Origin of the sequence: Priestia sp. FSL W8-0524 (assembly GCF_038005965.1) — a bacterium.
Lineage (GTDB): Bacteria > Bacillota > Bacilli > Bacillales > Bacillaceae_H > Priestia > Priestia zanthoxyli.
Genome location: NZ_JBBOUG010000001.1, coordinates 4,200,985 through 4,218,156, shown reverse-complemented (window position 1 = coordinate 4,218,156; position 17,172 = coordinate 4,200,985). Strand labels below are relative to the sequence as shown.

Genomic DNA, 17,172 nt, shown 5'->3' with positions numbered 1-17,172 from the left:
GAAAGTAACTTTTATGTTGCTATGGAATTATTAATAATGATACAATTACGTTTATGTGAAACGATTCGGGAGTGAGTATTGATGAGTAAGCGAGATTACTATGAAGTACTCGGTATCAGTAAGAGCGCTACAAAAGATGAAATAAAAAAAGCATACCGCAAGCTTTCTAAACAATATCATCCAGATATTAATAAAGCGGAAGATGCTGCTGACAAATTTAAAGAAGTAAAAGAAGCATATGAAGTATTGAGTGATGACCAAAAAAAAGCACAATACGATCAATTTGGTCATACTGATCCAAATCAAGGCTTTGGCGGCTTTGGTGGAGGCGGCTCAGACTTTGGCGGCTTCGGCTTTGAAGATATTTTCAGCTCGATCTTTGGTGGTGGTGGTCGCAGACGTGACCCTAATGCTCCGAGACAAGGTGCCGATTTACAATACACGATGACACTTTCTTTTGAAGAAGCTGTTTTCGGAAAAGAAACAACAATTGAAATTCCACGTGAAGAAACGTGTGAAACATGTCACGGTTCAGGTGCAAAACCTGGAACAAAAGTTGATACATGTTCGCACTGTAATGGTTCAGGTCAGTTAAACGTTGAACAAAACACGCCGTTTGGTCGCGTGGTAAATCGACGTGCGTGTCATCATTGTAATGGTACGGGGAAAATCATTAAAGACAAATGTGCAACGTGCCACGGTGACGGTAAAGTAACAAAACGACGTAAAATTAATGTTAAAATTCCAGCTGGTGTAGATGATGGTCAACAGCTGCGCGTTAGTGCTCAAGGAGAACCAGGGGTAAATGGTGGTCCTCCGGGAGATTTATACGTAGTGTTCCACGTGCGCACTCATGAATTCTTTGAACGTGATGGAGACGATATCTACTGCGAAATGCCTTTAACGTTTGCTCAGGCAGCACTAGGTGATGAAGTAGAAGTACCAACTCTACACGGCAAGGTGAAGCTTAAGATTCCTGCTGGTACACAAACGGGGACGAAATTCCGTTTAAAAGGAAAAGGTGTGGCAAACGTACGAGGGTATGGTCAAGGAGATCAGCATATTCACGTTCGCGTTGTAACGCCAACAAAAATATCAGAAAAACAAAAACAATTATTGCGTGAGTTCGCTGAACTGAGCGGTCAAGAAGCCGTTGATGAGCAGCATGATTCCTTTTTTGCAAAAGTAAAACGAGCAATTAAAGGAGAATAATTGTCTTTCATAATAAACAGAGACAGGTTGGTAAAGGTACTTTGCCAACCTGTCATCTGTCATGTTCATATTTAAAATCCTATATTACTGAAGGCAGAAAGGATGAAGTTGGTAGCAATGAAATGGTCTGAAATTTGTATTCATACAGCGCAAGAAGCAATTGAACCCATCTCTCATATTTTACATGAATCAGGAGCTAGCGGGGTAGTCATTGAAGATCCTGCTGATTTAGTGAAGGACAGAGATACAACTTTTGGTGAAATCTATGATTTAAACGTAGAAGACTACCCAGAGGAAGGTGTAGTGATTAAAGCATACCTTCCAGTTAACAGCTTTTTAGCAGAAACTGTGGATGGTATCAAAAAAGAAATTAATGGACTGCTTGTTTACGACTTTGATTTGGGAGCTAACAAAGTTACGATCAGTGAAGTGAACGAGGAAGAGTGGGCCACTGCTTGGAAAAAATATTACCACCCTGTGAAAATTTCAGAGCGTTTTACGATTGTACCAACTTGGGAAAACTATGAAAAAGTAAGCACAGATGAATTGATTATCGAGCTTGATCCCGGAATGGCTTTTGGTACAGGTACGCATCCAACGACGGTTATGTCTCTTCAAGCATTGGAAAGAACAGTGAAAGCAGGAGATACCGTTATTGACGTGGGTACAGGCTCAGGAGTGCTAAGTATTGGCGCAGCCCTGTTAGGAGCAAGTAATGTACAAGCTCTAGATCTTGATGAAGTAGCCGTACGTTCTGCCCGCGAAAATATTGAACTGAATCAAGTTGGAAATATCGTAACAGTAGGTCAAAACAACTTATTGCAAGGCATAGAAGGGCCGGTTGACATTGTTGTGGCGAATATTCTAGCTGAGGTAATCGTTCGTTTTGTAGACGATGCTGCAAAGGTATTAAAGCCAGGAGGCATGTTCATTACATCAGGTATTATTAGTGCGAAAAAAGAAGATGTCAAAAAAGCGTTAACGGGAGCGGGCTTTGTTATTCAAGAAGTAACGCTTATGGAAGACTGGGTAGCAATTATTGCGCAAAAACAAGCTTAACAAGTGAGAAGGTGTCAAGATGCAACGTTATTTTCTGCCAAATGATCAATTTCAAGAGCAAAGTGTCACAGTGATACAAGATGATGCCCATCATATCTCACGCGTCATGAGAATGAATGAAGGATCACAGTTTATTGCCTGTAATGCACAGGGGCAAGCTGCTTTGTGTGAAATTGAAAATATTTCCGCTAACGAAGTGAAAGCATCTATTATAGAATGGATAAGCGAAGAAAAAGAGCTTCCAGTCCATGTTACAATTGTGAACGGTCTGCCTAAAGGGGATAAGCTCGAGCTTATTATCCAAAAAGGGACAGAACTTGGAGCGTATAGGTTTATCCCTTTTATTGCGGCTCGTTCAGTTGTTAAATGGGATGATAAAAAGAGTCAAAAAAAAGTAGATCGCTGGAACAAGATTGCTAAAGAGGCTGCAGAACAATCTCATCGTACGATTGTACCAGCAGTAGAAGCCCCAATTTCTTTTAAGAAACTAGTAGAAATTAGCGGTGACTATACTCATAAAGTTGTAGCCTATGAAGAAAGAGCAAAGCAAGGAGAAACATCTCATCTGCATGCTGTTCTTTCAGCTTTAAAACCCGGCAATTCCGTGCTTGTGGTTGTAGGCCCCGAGGGTGGTTTGACCGAGCAGGAAGTAGAAGTATTAGAAGAAAATGAATTTACAATAAGCGGATTTGGTCCGCGGATTTTACGAGCAGAAACAGCTCCATTATATGCGCTGTCTGCTATATCTTATCAAACTGAGTTAATGAGGTGACGATTATGTCAACAGTTGCTTTTCACACGCTAGGGTGTAAAGTAAATCACTATGAAACAGAAGCAATTTGGCAATTGTTCAAAGGCCAAGGCTATGAGCGTGTTGAATATGAACAAACTGCCGATGTATATGTAATTAATACATGTACGGTAACAAATACAGGAGATAAAAAGAGCCGTCAAGTTATTCGCAGAGCTGTGCGAAAAAATCCAGATGCGGTTATTTGTGTAACTGGATGTTATGCTCAAACTTCGCCAGCTGAAATTATGGCCATTCCTGGTGTTGATATCGTAGTAGGTACACAAGATCGTGTTAAGATGCTTGATTATATTGAACAATTTAAAAAAGAGCGTCAGCCGATTAACGGTGTAGGAAACATTATGAAAACACGCGTATATGAAGAGCTAGATGTACCGGCATTTACAGACCGTACGCGTGCTTCGTTAAAAATTCAAGAAGGCTGTAACAACTTCTGTACATTCTGTATTATTCCATGGGCACGCGGTTTAATGCGATCTCGTGATCCTAAAGAAGTAGTAGCACAAGCACAGCAGCTAGTGGATGCAGGCTATAAAGAAATCGTGTTAACAGGTATTCACACTGGCGGATACGGAGAAGACATGAAAGATTACAATCTTGCCCAGCTTCTTCGTGATTTAGAGTCTCAAGTAAAAGGATTAAAACGCATTCGTATTTCGTCAATTGAAGCAAGTCAAATTACGGACGAAGTGATAGAGGTACTAGATCAGTCAGAAATGGTTGTACGTCATTTGCATATCCCTCTTCAATCAGGTTCAAATACGGTATTGAAGCGCATGCGTCGTAAGTATACAATGGAGTTCTTTGGCGAGCGCTTAAACCGTCTGAAAGAAGCTCTTCCTGGATTAGCGATTACATCAGATGTGATTGTCGGGTTCCCAGGTGAGACAGAAGAAGAGTTTATGGAGACGTATAACTTTATTAAAGAGCACGGTTTTTCAGAGCTTCACGTATTCCCGTATTCTAAACGTACAGGTACGCCAGCAGCTCGTATGACCGACCAGATTGATGAAGAAGTAAAAAATCAACGTGTGCACCGTTTAATCGAACTTTCAAACCAATTGGCAAAAGAATATGCTTCAACGTTTGAAGGAGAAGTACTGGAAGTAATTCCGGAAGAAAAATATAAAGAAGATCCTGAAAGTGGTTTATATGTAGGATATACTGATAACTACTTAAAGGTTGTGTTTAAAGCGTCTGAAGAAATGGTTGGAAAGCTTGTAAAAGTGAAAATTTCAAAAGCTGGATATCCTTATAATGAAGGTGAGTTTGTTCGCGTGCTAGATGAGGTTCATCTTCAAGATCAGGTGAAAATGAGCTCATAACACTTATTGGAAAGCTGCGTGTTTGCGCAGCTTTTTTCATACGTATAAAACAGCTGAGCGAGTAATGTTTTATCAAGAAAGTTCATAAAATAAAGGAGGAATAACTGCATTACTTTATGTAAAGCGGTTGACCTTAAGGAATCATTATATTATAATTGCAAAAGACATGTCTAACATGTCATTTCATTATGATGTTAGTGGTTTTGTTCGGAGGGAGGGAATTAGAATGTCAAGAACAGTTGTTCGTAAAAACGAATCGCTTGAAGATGCTCTTCGTCGCTTCAAACGTTCAGTTTCAAAAACTGGTACGTTACAAGAAGCAAGAAAGCGCGAATTCTATGAAAAGCCTAGCGTAAAGCGTAAGAAGAAATCTGAAGCTGCTAGAAAACGCAAGTTCTAATAAGAGGGTGGATTTATGAGTCTTCTCGAGCGTTTAAATAGTGATATGAAACAAGCGATGAAAAACAAAGAGAAAGAGAAGCTTGGGGTCATTCGTATGGTCAAAGCATCTCTTCAAAACGAAGCCATTAAGTTAGGCACTGACCTAACTGAAGCAGACGAGTTGACGGTTATTTCTCGCGAATTCAAACAACGTAAAGACTCCCTCCATGAATTTGAGAAAGCAGGTCGTCAAGATCTTGTTGATAAAATTCATTCTGAATTAGCGGTTTTAGAAGTTTACGCTCCTAAACAGCTAACTGAAGAAGAGTTATCTGAAATTATTAAAACGACGATTGAAGAAACGCAGTCTTCCTCTAAAGCTGATATGGGGAAAGTTATGGGAGCGCTTATGCCGAAAGTAAAAGGCAAAGCGGATGGCTCTCTTGTTAATAAGCTTGTCCTTCAACACTTATCATAAAAAACACCTTACCTTGTGTAAGGTGTTTTTTATATAGATAATATCCGAACGTATGTTTTGTTTCTCTAGTGCAAAGAATAAAATAGATAAATTTTAAAAAATTTGAAACTATTGTTAAAGTTATTCGTATATACAGATACATACTCATACTATCTATGGAAGGAGGGAAGTGTATTCGGTGAAAACCTTATTTTCTTTCGTGTGCTTTCTTATTTTAGCCACTGGGTTATTCCCCACTATTAGCACCGCTGATGTGAAGCGTGTACACATTATTCCTGTCAATAAAACGGTAGAAAATGGACTGCTTTCTTTTTTAAACAGATCCATTGAAGATGCGGAAAATGACGGTGCAGATTTGATTATATTGGACATAGATACTCCTGGAGGAGCTGTAGATGCAGCTTCTGAAATAGCTAAAAGCTTAACCTCAACACCTATTCCTACCGCTGCTTTTGTCGACAAAAAAGCATTATCGGCCGGAGCGTATATTGCACTTAACGCCGATCAAATTTATATGACACCCGGTTCTACAATGGGATCGGCAGCTGTGATTGACCAACAGGGAAATGCAGCAGGAAAAAAAGCTCAGTCCTACTGGTTATCGGCTATGAAGAGCGCAGCAGAACAAAATAACCGAAACCCTAAATATGCAGAAGCGATGGCAAACACAAAGATGGTCATACCTGAGCTCAACTTAAAAGGGAACGAATTGTTGACGCTAACTCCGAAGCAAGCCGAGCAAGTTGGTTATTCAGAAGGAACTGTAAAAAATTTAGATAATCTCCTGAGCGTGCTTGGCTATGAAGATGCTAAACTGACGTATGCAAAAATGAGTGTAAGTGAACAAATTGCTCGTTTTCTTACCCATCCGCTTGTTGTTCCCATTTTATTATCTATTGGTGCTTTAGGAATTGTAATTGAATTGTTTACGCCTTCATTTGGTATTGCGGGCTCCATTGGAGTAGCTTCACTTCTTTTATTTTTCTATGGTCATATGGTAGCAGGATTAGCAGGAATGGAAGCCCTCGTTTTATTTATAGCAGGAATTATACTGCTTCTATTAGAGATTGTAGTGCCAGGCGGCGTTTTAGGGCTGCTAGGGCTTGGAGCTATCATTTTAAGTTTTTTTATGTCAACAGATAATAATGTCGAAATGGGAATTTCTCTTGTAATTGCAATAGTGGTGGCACTGGGAGGTGCGTTTGTGATGATGAAATTTTTTAAAAGAAAGCTTACACCTTTCAAAAAAATGGTGCTTAATGATTCACTTAATACCGAATCTGGTTATGTATCGAATCAAAATCGGTATGAATTAATAGGAAAACAAGGTAAAACAACAACACCGCTGCGTCCTTCAGGCACCGTGCTCATCGATGAAGAGTATGTGGATGTAGTCACTGAAGGCGGATATTTAGACAAAGATGTGTTAGTAAATATTATAAAAGTAGAGGGATCAAGGGTTGTGGTGCGGAAGCTCACAGAACCTTTGAAAAAGGAGGACCTTAATTAATGGAAGCAGGTAGCGTATTGTTTTTTGTAGTTATTGGCCTAGCAATTATTGCTTTAGCTGTTTTTTTCACTTTTGTACCGATTATGTTATGGATCTCAGCATTAGCAGCAGGCGTTCGTATTAGTATTTTCACACTGGTCGGAATGAGACTTCGTCGAGTGATACCATCTCGCGTTGTGAACCCGTTAATTAAAGCAAGTAAAGCCGGTTTAGGTATTACCATTAATCAATTAGAAAGCCACTATTTAGCAGGCGGTAACGTGGACCGCGTGGTAAATGCGTTGATTGCAGCGCACCGAGCAAATATTGAGTTAACATTTGAGCGCGGAGCAGCTATCGACTTAGCGGGCCGTGATGTGCTAGAAGCTGTACAAATGAGCGTTAATCCAAAAGTTATTGAAACACCTTTTATTGCAGGGGTGGCTATGGATGGAATCGAAGTCAAAGCAAAAGCCCGAATTACCGTTCGTGCAAACATTGATCGACTAGTAGGGGGAGCTGGAGAAGAAACGATTATTGCCCGTGTTGGCGAGGGGATTGTTTCTACAATCGGTTCACAAAAAGATCACAAAAAAGTATTGGAAAACCCTGATATGATCTCTCAAACGGTTTTAGGAAAAGGGTTGGATTCCGGAACAGCGTTTGAAATCTTATCCATTGATATTGCTGATATCGACATTGGTAAAAATATTGGGGCAGTTCTTCAAACAGATCAAGCAGAAGCAGATAAAAATATTGCCCAAGCAAAAGCCGAAGAACGTCGTGCTATGGCCGTTGCTCAAGAACAAGAAATGCGTGCAAAAGTAGAAGAAATGCGTGCAAAAGTAGTAGAAGCAGAAGCAGAAGTACCATTAGCGATGGCAGAAGCACTGCGCTCTGGCAATATTGGCGTCATGGATTATATGAATATTCAAAACTTGACTGCTGATACGGATATGCGTGATTCAATTGGAAAAATGTCTAAAGAAGACGATGAGAAATAATGAATCAGTTTAACAAGGAGGTTTTCTCCTAATGAATATCGTTGAAACGCTTATTAAACTAATTATTAATAATGCTTTCATTTTTGTCATCATTGGAGGGATTATTTTTAACGTTGTGCAGCGTTTTATGGCTCAGTCAAAAGAGGAAGAACAGCAGCGTTCTAAAAGAGCTCCTATGCCTCCTGTAAACAATCCTTCAAGGCGGGAAAGACCTAGATATCGCCCTGTCAAAGAAGAGCCAAAAACAGCTCGTATGGAGCCAGAAACTGTTCCTTCAGCGGAAACAAATCCTTTGCAAGAAAAACTGGAAGAGCTAAAAAACCGTTCGTATCATGAACCTTCTATTCAAAAGAAAATCGCAGTTGAAAAACCAAAAATAACTGATGAGAAAAACGTTTTTAAGCCCATTTCTCGTAAAGAAGCTGTTCAAGGAGTGATATGGTCCGAAATTCTAGGGCCGCCAAAATCGAAACAACGTAAATATAAACGATAAATAGATGTGATACATTAACCCCCTTTCTCATAAACATGAGATGAAAGGGGGTTCTTTTTATGAGCAAAAAGTGGAGACACCAAATGAAAAGATGGATGACAAAAACAATGGAACTACCCGCTGATGTATTAATGGATCTTCCCCGTATTACGTTAGTTGGACAAATACACATTTATATTGAAAATCATAAAGGTTTATTAGCCTTTTCTGATACTGAAATACGCGTGTTACTAAAACAGGGACAAATGTTAATTCGAGGTGAAGGACTGGTCATTAAAGTAATACTGCCAGAAGAACTGGTTTTAGAAGGTAAAATCAATCAAGTTCTTTATTTAGAACAATAACACAAGGAGGAAAAAAATGAAGAATGGATGGACAAACTTTGTTATTGGTACCGTACGTATTCGAATTGTTGGAAAAGGAATTGAACGTTTTTTAAATAATTGTGTGAGACAACAGATTATGATTTCGAATGTCCATAAAGTTGACGGTCAGCTAGCGACAGCAACGATATTATTGAAAGATGTAAAGAAAATTCGTATACTAATTCGCAACGCAGACTGTAAAATTTATTTTATAAGAGGCCGAGGTTTTCCTTTTTTAACAAAACGAGTGATTAAAAATAGTGGATTTGCTTTAGGTTTTCTTTCTTTTTTTATTATTCTTGGTTTGCTTTCCAACATGGTGTGGAAAGTGGAAATTAGCGGTGCAGAACCACAAACAGAACATCAAATGACGAAGCAGCTGGCCAAAATAGGTGTAAAAAGAGGAGAGTTTCAATTTCTGTTAGAGAGTCCTGAAAAAATTCAGCGCTATTTAACGGATAATATGAACAATATTACCTGGGTGGGAGTAGAAGTGCGCGGCACTTCTTATCACTTCCAAGTGGTTGAAAAAAATGAGCCCAAGCCTCAGCAAAAAACACCTTACCAACATTTAATTGCTAAAAAGAAAGCTATTATTACGAATTTGTTTGTCGAAAAAGGACAACCTTTAGTCAAGGTTAATGATTTTGTCAACGAAGGCGAGGTCTTAGTTTCCGGTATTATTGGAAACGAAAAAAATAAAAAAGTAGTAGCTGCTAAAGGAAAAGTCTACGGTGAAACATGGTATAAGTCTGAGGTGGAAGTGCCTTTAAAAACTGATTTTCAAGTATTAACGGGTAATGGATATACGAAGCACTATTTAGATTTTCAAGCTTTTAAAATGCCTCTTTGGGCTTTTAACAAAGAGAAATACGGCTCAAAGGTGACAGAAAAAGTGGAGCATCCACTCTATTTTTTTAAATGGAAATTACCTCTGTCGTATGAGAAAGTTGCTGTACGAGAAGAACAGAATTCGCAGCGTGTCTATTCTAAACAAGAGGCGGTGGAAAAAGCTTTGGAAATCGGTCGAAAAAAATTACTATCAACTTTAGGTGAGGATGCTAAAATAAAAGGTGAAAAAGTTTTGCACCAAGAACAGGACAATGGTAAAGTTAGATTATCAATACATTACCAAGTTATAGAAAATATTGCGAACACTCAACCAATTATTCAAGGAGATTGATGAATGTCAGAACAGCTAGTAACAATTAACGTACAACTTGATGATTCAAACGAAGCCATTTCATTATTTGGCGTACAAGATGCGAATTTAAAGCGAATTGAAGAAGAAATGCAGGTCTCGATCATTTCAAGAGGTGAGACTGTTGTAGTCTCCGGAAGTACAGAAAATGTTCAGCTAGTGGAAGAAATGCTTAAAAAGTTACTGAACATTATCCGCAAAAATATTTCCATATCTGAACGAGATGTTGTGTATGCGATTCAATTAGCTAAGAAAAATTCTCTCGAGTTTTTTGAAGATGTATATGAAGAAGAGATTGGTAAAAACGTAAAAGGTAAGACTATTCGTGTTAAGACATTAGGACAAAGTCACTACATTTCTGCTATTAAGAAAAATGATTTGGTATTTGGAATTGGGCCTGCTGGTACCGGTAAAACGTATTTAGCCGTTGTCATGGCCGTTAATGCTCTTAAAAATGGTCACGTACAGCGTATTATTTTAACACGTCCTGCTGTTGAAGCAGGTGAAAGTCTTGGCTTCTTGCCAGGAGATTTGAAAGAAAAAGTAGATCCGTACTTGCGGCCTCTGTACGATGCATTACATGATGTATTAGGAACAGAACATACGCAACGCCTAATCGAACGCGGAGTTATTGAAATAGCACCCCTTGCTTACATGCGAGGTCGTACACTAGATGATGCGTTTGTTATCTTAGACGAAGCACAAAACACCACGATGGCGCAAATGAAGATGTTTTTAACACGACTAGGATTTGGGTCTAAAATGGTGATTACAGGAGATATTTCACAAATTGATTTACCAAAAGGAGCTCAGTCTGGTCTAGCGGCTGTCTCGAAAATCCTGACCAATGTTAAAGGTATTTCGTTTGTTCATCTAGAACAGTCAGATGTTGTGCGCCATCCACTTGTGGGACGCATCATTCAAGCGTACGAACAAGCTGACCAAAAGACCCTTTCTTAATAGGGTCTATTTTTTGTAAAGGGGGTACGTTTGTGTCAACGTTTCGGATAATCAAGCAAACAATGGCACAGATCGAGCGATTACGGTTAATTCAAATTGGGTTATATGCCTTGTTAGGTATAATGATGTTTGCGTCTATGTATAGCAATGTAAAGCCGCAGGAATTAGATCTCAGACTATTGTCTATTTCCCCGCAAACCATTTACTCACCCGTTACCATTGAAGATAAAGAGAGCACAGAGAAAAAACGGGCAGAGGCAGAACAAGCCGTTGAAGATGTGTATACACAAAAAACAGAATACGCACAGAACCAAGTCGATCTTGTTGCATCTATTTTTGATGCGATGATGGAAGTTAATACAGAATATGAAAAAGAAGATCATGAAGATGACAGTATCGATGCCGTATTAAAAACCAAACAAAAAATGTTAGAGGACAAGCTTCCTGAAGACATTCAAAAAAACTTGCCAAAGGATACCATCAAGCAGCTGCTTCAGTCTTCTAACAGTGATTTATCGATTGCGAAAGACGCTGTAGTTACAGCCGTTCATCATGTGATGAAAGATCAAGTGAAGATTAGCGATGTAGAAGAGAAAAAAGACCAGGTAGAAGGTCAGCTTGTTTACACCAATGTCAGCAACTCTCTAAAGAATTCAATGAATGCAATTGCTAAATTCGCTATCATTCCAAATGTGATTTATGATCCCCAAAAAACAGCTGAAAACCGTCAAGCAGCTGTGGAAAAAGTGGAGCCTGTTCGAATTAAACAAGGTCAGATTATTGTAGAAGAAAATCAGCTTATTAATCCTGATATATATCGTCAGCTCCAGCTCGCGGGATTGTTGAATAATAAAGGATCTATTCAGCCTTTTGCGGGATTAGCTTTGCTGATTGTGATGATGATAGCGGGCCTCATTTACTATTTGCGTGAATTTCACACCAAGACATATCAGCCCTTGTTGTTGTATGTATTGGTAGCAACCATTACGATTGGCCTCATGAAAATCTTAAGCGTGTTTCAGCAAATTGATTTATCGGAAATAGGTTTCTTAGCTCCTGTTGCAGTGGGAGGTTTGCTGATTCGAATTTTAATGGATGAACGCATTGCTATTTTATCAAGCATTGTATTTGCTATTTGTGGAAGCATTATTTTTAATGGTGAATTGACAACCTCGTTTAATATGAACATCGGGATCTACTTTTTAATTAGCAATATTGCTGCTATTTTATTTTTAAGCAGGCAGCACAGGCGTTCACGGATTTTGCAGGCAGGTCTATTTGTGGCTATGGTAAACGTAATTATCAGCTTTGCTATTATTTTTATTAAAAATGGCCAAATTGGCACTGTAGAGCTTGGCTATTACAGTATGATGTCAATTGCATCTGGTGTTATTGCTTCCGTTTTAACTATAGGTTTGCTTCCGTTTTTTGAAAGTGGATTTGGCATTTTATCTACGATGAAGCTGATTGAATTATCGAGTCCTAATCATCCGCTATTACGTAAAATCTTAACCGAAACACCGGGAACGTATCATCACAGTGTAATGGTGGCAAACTTATCTGAAGCGGCGTGCGAAACGATAGGAGCTAACGGTTTATTAGCGAGAGTGGGGGCTTATTACCACGATATTGGTAAAACGAAGCGACCGCAGTATTTTATTGAAAATCAAATGAATATTACCAATCCGCATGATAAACTAAGTCCGAAGACTAGTAAAAATATTATAATCGCACATGCTACAGATGGAGCGACCATTTTGCGAAATCACAAGTTTCCAAAAGAGATTGTAGATATTGCAGAGCAGCATCACGGAACGACCCTGCTTAAGTTTTTCTATCATAAGGCACTTGAACAAACAGAAGAAAAACTTGATGAAAAAGAATATCGCTATCCTGGACCAAAGCCTCAGTCGAAAGAAGCAGCGGTTATTTGCATAGCTGATAGTGTAGAAGCAGCCGTAAGGTCAATGTCCAATCCGACTCCGGAAAAGATTGAAAACTTGGTGCGAAATATTATTAAAGATCGCCTGCAGGATGAGCAGCTTAGCGAGTGTAACGTAACGCTCAAAGAATTAGAGTTAATTCGCCAAGCACTATGTGAAACGCTAAATGGGATTTTTCATTCCCGAATCGAATATCCAGAGATAAAAAAAGAGAAGGTGAAGGTATGAGTTTAGTTATTGATTTTATTGATGAAACAAACGAAGTGAGTGAACAGCAGCAAAAAGAGCTTGAGAAGCTGCTTGAAGCCGCTGCTATATATGAAAATCTTCAAGAGGATGCAGAAGTATCCGTTACATTTGTGGATAATGATCGAATTCAAGAAATCAATCATCAATACCGCCATAAAAATCAGCCAACGGATGTAATATCGTTTGCGCTAGAAGAAATGGGCGAAGATGAAATGCAAATTATCGGAGATGAGATGCCAAGAGTCCTGGGGGATATTGTCATTTCGATTCCAAAAGCTCATGAGCAAGCAGAAGAATACAATCACTCGTTTATGAGGGAGCTAGGATTCTTAACGGTTCACGGTTTCTTGCACTTGCTTGGGTATGACCATGAAACATCAGAAGATGAAAAAGAGATGTTTACACGTCAAAAAGATATTTTAGAACAATATGGACTCTCGCGATAAAAAAGGGATAGCTAAAGTTGTCAGTAGCTTTGGTTATGCAATAGAGGGGTTTCTCTATGTTTGTAAAACACAGAGAAATATGCAAATTCACGTAGCAGCTTCTTTCATCGTCCTTCTCTTAGGAGCCGTGCTGTCAATTACAGCTGGTGAATGGACGGTTGTGCTGCTTCTCATTGCAGGCATGTTCAGCTTAGAGTTAATGAATACAGCGGTGGAAAAAGTTGTCGATTTAGTTTCTCCTGAATATCACATACTAGCAAAACACGCAAAAGATGCAGCCGCAGCAGCGGTGTTGGTCTATGCGTGTTTTGCTGTCCTTATAGGAGGAATTATTTTCTTAAAGTATTTGTTTTAAAAAGGATTCTTTTTGGTTCTTTACACCCCCGTGGTATAATAAAAAAGGACAAGTTAAAAGACATGTAGAAGCGCAAAAGGAGAGCGAATAAATGGATAAGACCGGACTGATTGATGAGGCGAAAAAAGCTCGTGAAATGGCTTATGTACCGTATTCAAAATTTAAAGTTGGTGCAGCTTTATTGACGAAAGATGGAAAGGTTTATCGCGGCTGCAATATTGAAAATGCGGCTTATAGCATGTGCAATTGTGCTGAGCGTACGGCTTTATTTAAAGCCTATTCAGAAGGAGATAAAGAGTATGCAGCACTTGCTGTAGTAGCTGATACTGATCGTCCTGTTTCTCCGTGTGGAGCATGCAGACAAGTAATCTCTGAGCTTTGTCCAAAAGAAATGAAAGTTATATTAACCAATTTAAAAAATAACATACAAGAACTAACTGTGGAAGAATTACTTCCAGGAGCATTTTCATCGGAGGATTTACATGAGTAATAATGAATTTAAGTCAGGTTTTGTTTCAATTATTGGAAGACCAAACGTAGGGAAATCAACTTTTTTGAACCGAGTAATCGGTCAAAAGATTGCGATTATGAGTGACAAACCGCAAACAACTAGAAATAAAATTCAGGGTGTGTACACGGAAGATCAGGCGCAAATTGTGTTTATTGATACACCAGGAATTCACAAACCAAAGCATAAATTAGGCGACTTTATGATGAAGGTAGCGCAAAATACGCTTAAAGAAGTAGATTTAATTTTATTTATGATTAACGCAACAGAGGGTTTAGGTCGAGGCGATGAATTTATTATCGAGCGTTTAAAAGATACAAAAACGCCTGTTTTCCTTGTGATTAATAAAATTGATGAAATTCATCCAGACGAATTGTTTTCAATTATCACGAATTATAAAGACTTATATCCTTTCGCTGAAATTGTGCCAATTTCAGCTTTACAAGGAAATAACGTGGAGCGCTTGCTTGATCAAATCAAGCAGCGATTGCCGGAAGGTCCGCAGTATTACCCGGCAGATCAGGTAACAGATCACCCAGAGCGCTTTATTATTACGGAATTAATTCGTGAAAAAGTACTGCATGCAACGAGGGAAGAAATACCTCATTCTATTGCCGTTGTAATGGATTCTATGCAAAGACGAGATAATGGCGCTGTTTACGTCGGCGCTACAATTATCGTCGAAAGAGATTCACAAAAAGGCATCGTAATTGGAAAGCAAGGAAAGATGTTAAAAGAGGTAGGAAGAAAAGCAAGAGCAGACATTGAAGCTCTTTTAGGTTCAAAAGTATTTTTAGAACTATGGGTAAAAGTGCAAAAAGATTGGCGAAACCGAGCGTCGCATCTCCGTGACTTTGGATTTAGAGAAGACGAATATTAATCATTTGAGTTCTTGTTGGCGTCGATTTATACCCCTTCATAAAAGAAGGTAATTTGTAAAAAATTGTGTTACATGATTTTACGTCGGAAGGCTATTCTAAACATAAGGAATTGAAATATGTATCTGATCTTTATGGTTAGAAAGGTGGGAGTTCTATGTTGAATTTTACTTGGAACATTTTTTCACAAACAGGTAGCATTGATACTTATCTCATTTTTAAGGAACTTGAAAATGAAGTGAAAGAAAGACCCGAAACATATGAGGACAACAGCGAAAGTCTCAATTCTCCCTTGTCTTAGCCTTCTGTAAGATGGCGGTGATGATGATTGTTTAAAAAGTGCGAAGGAATTGTCATTCGAACGAATGATTACGGTGAATCAAATAAAATTGTCACCATTTATTCACGTGAACTCGGAAAAGTGGGTCTTATGGCAAGAGGGGCAAAAAAGCCCAGTAGTCGCTTAGCTTCCGTCACACAATTATTTACGTATGGATACTTTTTTATACAAGCAGGTTCAGGAATGGGTACTCTCCATCAAGGAGAAGTTATCTCATCTATGAGAAGCATACGCGAAGATATCTTCACAACAGCGTATGCTTCTTATATTCTTGAATTAACAGATAAAGCTACTGAGAACAATAAACCAAATCCATTTCTATTTGAACTGCTGCACCAAACCATTCATTATATGAACGAAGAGTATGATGCAGAGATCTTAACATTTATTTATGAAATGAAAATGTTAAACGTTCTAGGTCTTCATCCTACATTAAATGAATGTGCAGTCTGCCATCAAGGTGAAGGAACATTTCATTTTTCCATTCGAGAAGGCGGGTTTATTTGTCATCGATGCTTAGAAAAAGATCCTTATCATTTGAAAATTAGTCCGATGACGGTTAAACTATTAAGGCTATTTTATTACATTGATTTAAAGCGGTTAGGTTCTATTTCTGTTAAACCCGAAACAAAAAAACAATTAAAGTTTGTAATTGATCAATATTATGAAGAATATTCAGGATTGTTTTTAAAAACAAAGCGGTTTTTGAATCAGATGGAGTCTTTAAAACAATCGCTCTCTGATAAGAAATAGAAAAGATAATCAGTGATATGCAAGGAATTGCTGTCGCTAGGGTGCCTCGTAGTGTGTAGAGGACACCCTTTTTACTGTGGAGCGAAGGGATAGTTTCGCTTATTGTAAGCGTAATGTCTGCTTTTTTTGAGAAGCCATGGTAAAATAAACGGCATTCTAAAAAGATAAAATGCTAAAATTAATAAGTTATAGCTTTTACTTTTGCTTAAAAAGTATATAATGTTTTATAAATAGTATGTCACATTTAATGATTAGGTGGTGAGTACAATCGAACTGAACAAACGACAAGAACAAATTTTACAAATTGTCAAAGACGAAGGCCCTATTACAGGCGAGCATATTGCAGATCAGCTTAGCCTTACGCGGGCCACGCTAAGACCGGACTTGGCTATTTTAACAATGGCTGGTTATCTAGAAGCGCGACCGCGCGTAGGTTACTTTTACACAGGTAAAACAGGAGCACAGCTTCTTACAGATAAAATAAAAAAAATACAGGTGCAAGAATATCAGTCTATCCCTGTAGTCGTGAACGAAAATGTGTCGGTATATGATGCTATTTGTACAATGTTTCTAGAAGACGTGGGGACCCTTTTTGTAGTGGATGAGAAATCACAGCTAGTGGGAGTACTGTCGCGTAAAGATTTATTGCGCGCCAGTATCGGAAAGCAAGAGCTCACATCTATTCCTGTTCATATTATCATGACAAGAATGCCCAACATTACATATTGTTATCGCGAAGATTTGTTAATTGATATTGCTAAGATCTTAATTGAAAAACAGATTGATGCTATGCCCGTTATTAAAGAGGGAGACGGCAATTTTGAAGTGGTGGGACGCATTACCAAAACAAATATTACAAAATTACTAGTAGCACTAGCAAATGATGAAGTATTATAAGTGAAAAAGGATTAAAAAGGGGATG

The 17,172-nt window shown here is 38.5% G+C and carries 20 protein-coding genes; all 20 read left to right on the top strand.

Annotated elements, in window-relative coordinates:
- Nucleotides 1-81: 81 nt before the first annotated feature.
- The 20 genes from dnaJ to NST66_RS21985 all read left to right on the top strand — a co-directional run bounded on the left by dnaJ (nucleotide 82) and on the right by NST66_RS21985 (nucleotide 17,147).
- Nucleotides 82-1,212 carry a molecular chaperone DnaJ gene (gene dnaJ / locus NST66_RS22080; RefSeq protein ID WP_013059241.1) on the top strand — a complete coding sequence of 377 codons (1,131 nt, stop codon included), beginning with the start codon at nucleotides 82-84 and terminating at the stop codon, nucleotides 1,210-1,212.
- A gap of 117 nt (nucleotides 1,213-1,329) precedes the next feature.
- Nucleotides 1,330-2,271 (top strand): 50S ribosomal protein L11 methyltransferase, encoded by a 942-nt coding sequence (gene prmA / locus NST66_RS22075; RefSeq protein WP_028411654.1) that lies wholly within the window; start codon nucleotides 1,330-1,332, stop codon nucleotides 2,269-2,271.
- A 19-nt stretch (nucleotides 2,272-2,290) separates the two neighbouring features.
- Nucleotides 2,291-3,043 carry a 16S rRNA (uracil(1498)-N(3))-methyltransferase gene (locus tag NST66_RS22070; RefSeq protein WP_340843694.1) on the top strand — a complete coding sequence of 251 codons (753 nt, stop codon included), beginning with the start codon at nucleotides 2,291-2,293 and terminating at the stop codon, nucleotides 3,041-3,043.
- Between the two features lie 5 nt (nucleotides 3,044-3,048).
- Nucleotides 3,049-4,407, top strand: coding sequence for a tRNA (N(6)-L-threonylcarbamoyladenosine(37)-C(2))-methylthiotransferase MtaB (gene mtaB, locus NST66_RS22065; protein ID WP_025750549.1), 1,359 nt, complete (start codon nucleotides 3,049-3,051; stop codon nucleotides 4,405-4,407).
- Nucleotides 4,408-4,633: 226 nt separating this feature from the next.
- Nucleotides 4,634-4,807: a 30S ribosomal protein S21 gene (rpsU, locus tag NST66_RS22060; RefSeq protein ID WP_013059237.1), complete on the top strand. Its 174-nt coding sequence runs from the start codon at nucleotides 4,634-4,636 to the stop codon at nucleotides 4,805-4,807.
- 15 nt (nucleotides 4,808-4,822) lie between these two features.
- A complete protein-coding gene (locus NST66_RS22055; RefSeq protein WP_013059236.1) occupies nucleotides 4,823-5,266 on the top strand; it encodes a GatB/YqeY domain-containing protein in 444 nt (147 codons plus the stop codon).
- 178 nt (nucleotides 5,267-5,444) lie between these two features.
- Nucleotides 5,445-6,776, top strand: a complete 1,332-nt coding sequence (locus tag NST66_RS22050) for an NfeD family protein (RefSeq protein WP_033579677.1) — start codon at nucleotides 5,445-5,447, stop codon at nucleotides 6,774-6,776.
- Nucleotides 6,776-7,759: a flotillin-like protein FloA gene (floA, locus tag NST66_RS22045; protein ID WP_028411651.1), complete on the top strand. Its 984-nt coding sequence runs from the start codon at nucleotides 6,776-6,778 to the stop codon at nucleotides 7,757-7,759. The genes NST66_RS22050 and floA overlap by 1 nt, the downstream gene beginning before the upstream one ends.
- A gap of 31 nt (nucleotides 7,760-7,790) precedes the next feature.
- Nucleotides 7,791-8,252 (top strand): hypothetical protein, encoded by a 462-nt coding sequence (locus NST66_RS22040; RefSeq protein ID WP_033579678.1) that lies wholly within the window; start codon nucleotides 7,791-7,793, stop codon nucleotides 8,250-8,252.
- 59 nt (nucleotides 8,253-8,311) lie between these two features.
- Complete coding sequence (yqfC, locus tag NST66_RS22035; protein WP_013059232.1) at nucleotides 8,312-8,596, top strand: sporulation protein YqfC; 285 nt, start codon at nucleotides 8,312-8,314, stop codon at nucleotides 8,594-8,596.
- Between the two features lie 16 nt (nucleotides 8,597-8,612).
- Nucleotides 8,613-9,800 carry a sporulation protein YqfD gene (gene yqfD / locus NST66_RS22030; RefSeq protein WP_028411649.1) on the top strand — a complete coding sequence of 396 codons (1,188 nt, stop codon included), beginning with the start codon at nucleotides 8,613-8,615 and terminating at the stop codon, nucleotides 9,798-9,800.
- A 3-nt stretch (nucleotides 9,801-9,803) separates the two neighbouring features.
- Nucleotides 9,804-10,778 (top strand): PhoH family protein, encoded by a 975-nt coding sequence (locus tag NST66_RS22025; RefSeq protein ID WP_033579680.1) that lies wholly within the window; start codon nucleotides 9,804-9,806, stop codon nucleotides 10,776-10,778.
- A gap of 62 nt (nucleotides 10,779-10,840) precedes the next feature.
- Complete coding sequence (locus tag NST66_RS22020; RefSeq protein ID WP_340843779.1) at nucleotides 10,841-12,949, top strand: HD family phosphohydrolase; 2,109 nt, start codon at nucleotides 10,841-10,843, stop codon at nucleotides 12,947-12,949.
- Nucleotides 12,946-13,416 (top strand): rRNA maturation RNase YbeY, encoded by a 471-nt coding sequence (gene ybeY, locus NST66_RS22015; RefSeq protein WP_033579681.1) that lies wholly within the window; start codon nucleotides 12,946-12,948, stop codon nucleotides 13,414-13,416. Before NST66_RS22020 ends, ybeY begins: the two co-directional genes overlap by 4 nt.
- A complete protein-coding gene (locus NST66_RS22010) occupies nucleotides 13,400-13,771 on the top strand; it encodes a diacylglycerol kinase family protein (protein ID WP_016765589.1) in 372 nt (123 codons plus the stop codon). Before ybeY ends, NST66_RS22010 begins: the two co-directional genes overlap by 17 nt.
- Before the next feature lie 91 nt (nucleotides 13,772-13,862).
- Nucleotides 13,863-14,261 (top strand): cytidine deaminase, encoded by a 399-nt coding sequence (locus NST66_RS22005; RefSeq protein WP_033579682.1) that lies wholly within the window; start codon nucleotides 13,863-13,865, stop codon nucleotides 14,259-14,261.
- Nucleotides 14,254-15,159 carry a GTPase Era gene (gene era, locus NST66_RS22000; protein ID WP_013059225.1) on the top strand — a complete coding sequence of 302 codons (906 nt, stop codon included), beginning with the start codon at nucleotides 14,254-14,256 and terminating at the stop codon, nucleotides 15,157-15,159. The genes NST66_RS22005 and era overlap by 8 nt, the downstream gene beginning before the upstream one ends.
- 155 nt (nucleotides 15,160-15,314) lie before the next feature.
- On the top strand, nucleotides 15,315-15,458 hold the full coding sequence (locus NST66_RS21995; RefSeq protein WP_014458193.1) for a YqzL family protein: 144 nt from the start codon (nucleotides 15,315-15,317) through the stop codon (nucleotides 15,456-15,458).
- A gap of 27 nt (nucleotides 15,459-15,485) precedes the next feature.
- On the top strand, nucleotides 15,486-16,250 hold the full coding sequence (gene recO / locus NST66_RS21990) for a DNA repair protein RecO (protein ID WP_033579683.1): 765 nt from the start codon (nucleotides 15,486-15,488) through the stop codon (nucleotides 16,248-16,250).
- Between the two features lie 258 nt (nucleotides 16,251-16,508).
- Nucleotides 16,509-17,147: a helix-turn-helix transcriptional regulator gene (locus tag NST66_RS21985; RefSeq protein ID WP_025750542.1), complete on the top strand. Its 639-nt coding sequence runs from the start codon at nucleotides 16,509-16,511 to the stop codon at nucleotides 17,145-17,147.
- Nucleotides 17,148-17,172: the final 25 nt, after the last annotated feature.

Excerpts from the sequence above, each read along its gene's own strand:
- dnaJ (WP_013059241.1), top strand. The coding sequence starts at position 82 with ATGAGTAAGCGAGATTACTATGAAGTACTCGGTATCAGTAAGAGCGCT.
- prmA (WP_028411654.1), top strand. The coding sequence starts at position 1,330 with ATGAAATGGTCTGAAATTTGTATTCATACAGCGCAAGAAGCAATTGAA.
- NST66_RS22070 (WP_340843694.1), top strand. The coding sequence starts at position 2,291 with ATGCAACGTTATTTTCTGCCAAATGATCAATTTCAAGAGCAAAGTGTC.
- mtaB (WP_025750549.1), top strand. The coding sequence starts at position 3,049 with ATGTCAACAGTTGCTTTTCACACGCTAGGGTGTAAAGTAAATCACTAT.
- rpsU (WP_013059237.1), top strand. The coding sequence starts at position 4,634 with ATGTCAAGAACAGTTGTTCGTAAAAACGAATCGCTTGAAGATGCTCTT.
- NST66_RS22055 (WP_013059236.1), top strand. The coding sequence starts at position 4,823 with ATGAGTCTTCTCGAGCGTTTAAATAGTGATATGAAACAAGCGATGAAA.
- floA (WP_028411651.1), top strand. The coding sequence starts at position 6,776 with ATGGAAGCAGGTAGCGTATTGTTTTTTGTAGTTATTGGCCTAGCAATT.
- NST66_RS22040 (WP_033579678.1), top strand. The coding sequence starts at position 7,791 with ATGAATATCGTTGAAACGCTTATTAAACTAATTATTAATAATGCTTTC.
- yqfC (WP_013059232.1), top strand. The coding sequence starts at position 8,312 with ATGAGCAAAAAGTGGAGACACCAAATGAAAAGATGGATGACAAAAACA.
- yqfD (WP_028411649.1), top strand. The coding sequence starts at position 8,613 with ATGAAGAATGGATGGACAAACTTTGTTATTGGTACCGTACGTATTCGA.
- NST66_RS22025 (WP_033579680.1), top strand. The coding sequence starts at position 9,804 with ATGTCAGAACAGCTAGTAACAATTAACGTACAACTTGATGATTCAAAC.
- NST66_RS22020 (WP_340843779.1), top strand. The coding sequence starts at position 10,841 with ATGGCACAGATCGAGCGATTACGGTTAATTCAAATTGGGTTATATGCC.
- ybeY (WP_033579681.1), top strand. The coding sequence starts at position 12,946 with ATGAGTTTAGTTATTGATTTTATTGATGAAACAAACGAAGTGAGTGAA.
- NST66_RS22010 (WP_016765589.1), top strand. The coding sequence starts at position 13,400 with ATGGACTCTCGCGATAAAAAAGGGATAGCTAAAGTTGTCAGTAGCTTT.
- NST66_RS22005 (WP_033579682.1), top strand. The coding sequence starts at position 13,863 with ATGGATAAGACCGGACTGATTGATGAGGCGAAAAAAGCTCGTGAAATG.
- era (WP_013059225.1), top strand. The coding sequence starts at position 14,254 with ATGAGTAATAATGAATTTAAGTCAGGTTTTGTTTCAATTATTGGAAGA.
- NST66_RS21995 (WP_014458193.1), top strand. The coding sequence starts at position 15,315 with ATGTTGAATTTTACTTGGAACATTTTTTCACAAACAGGTAGCATTGAT.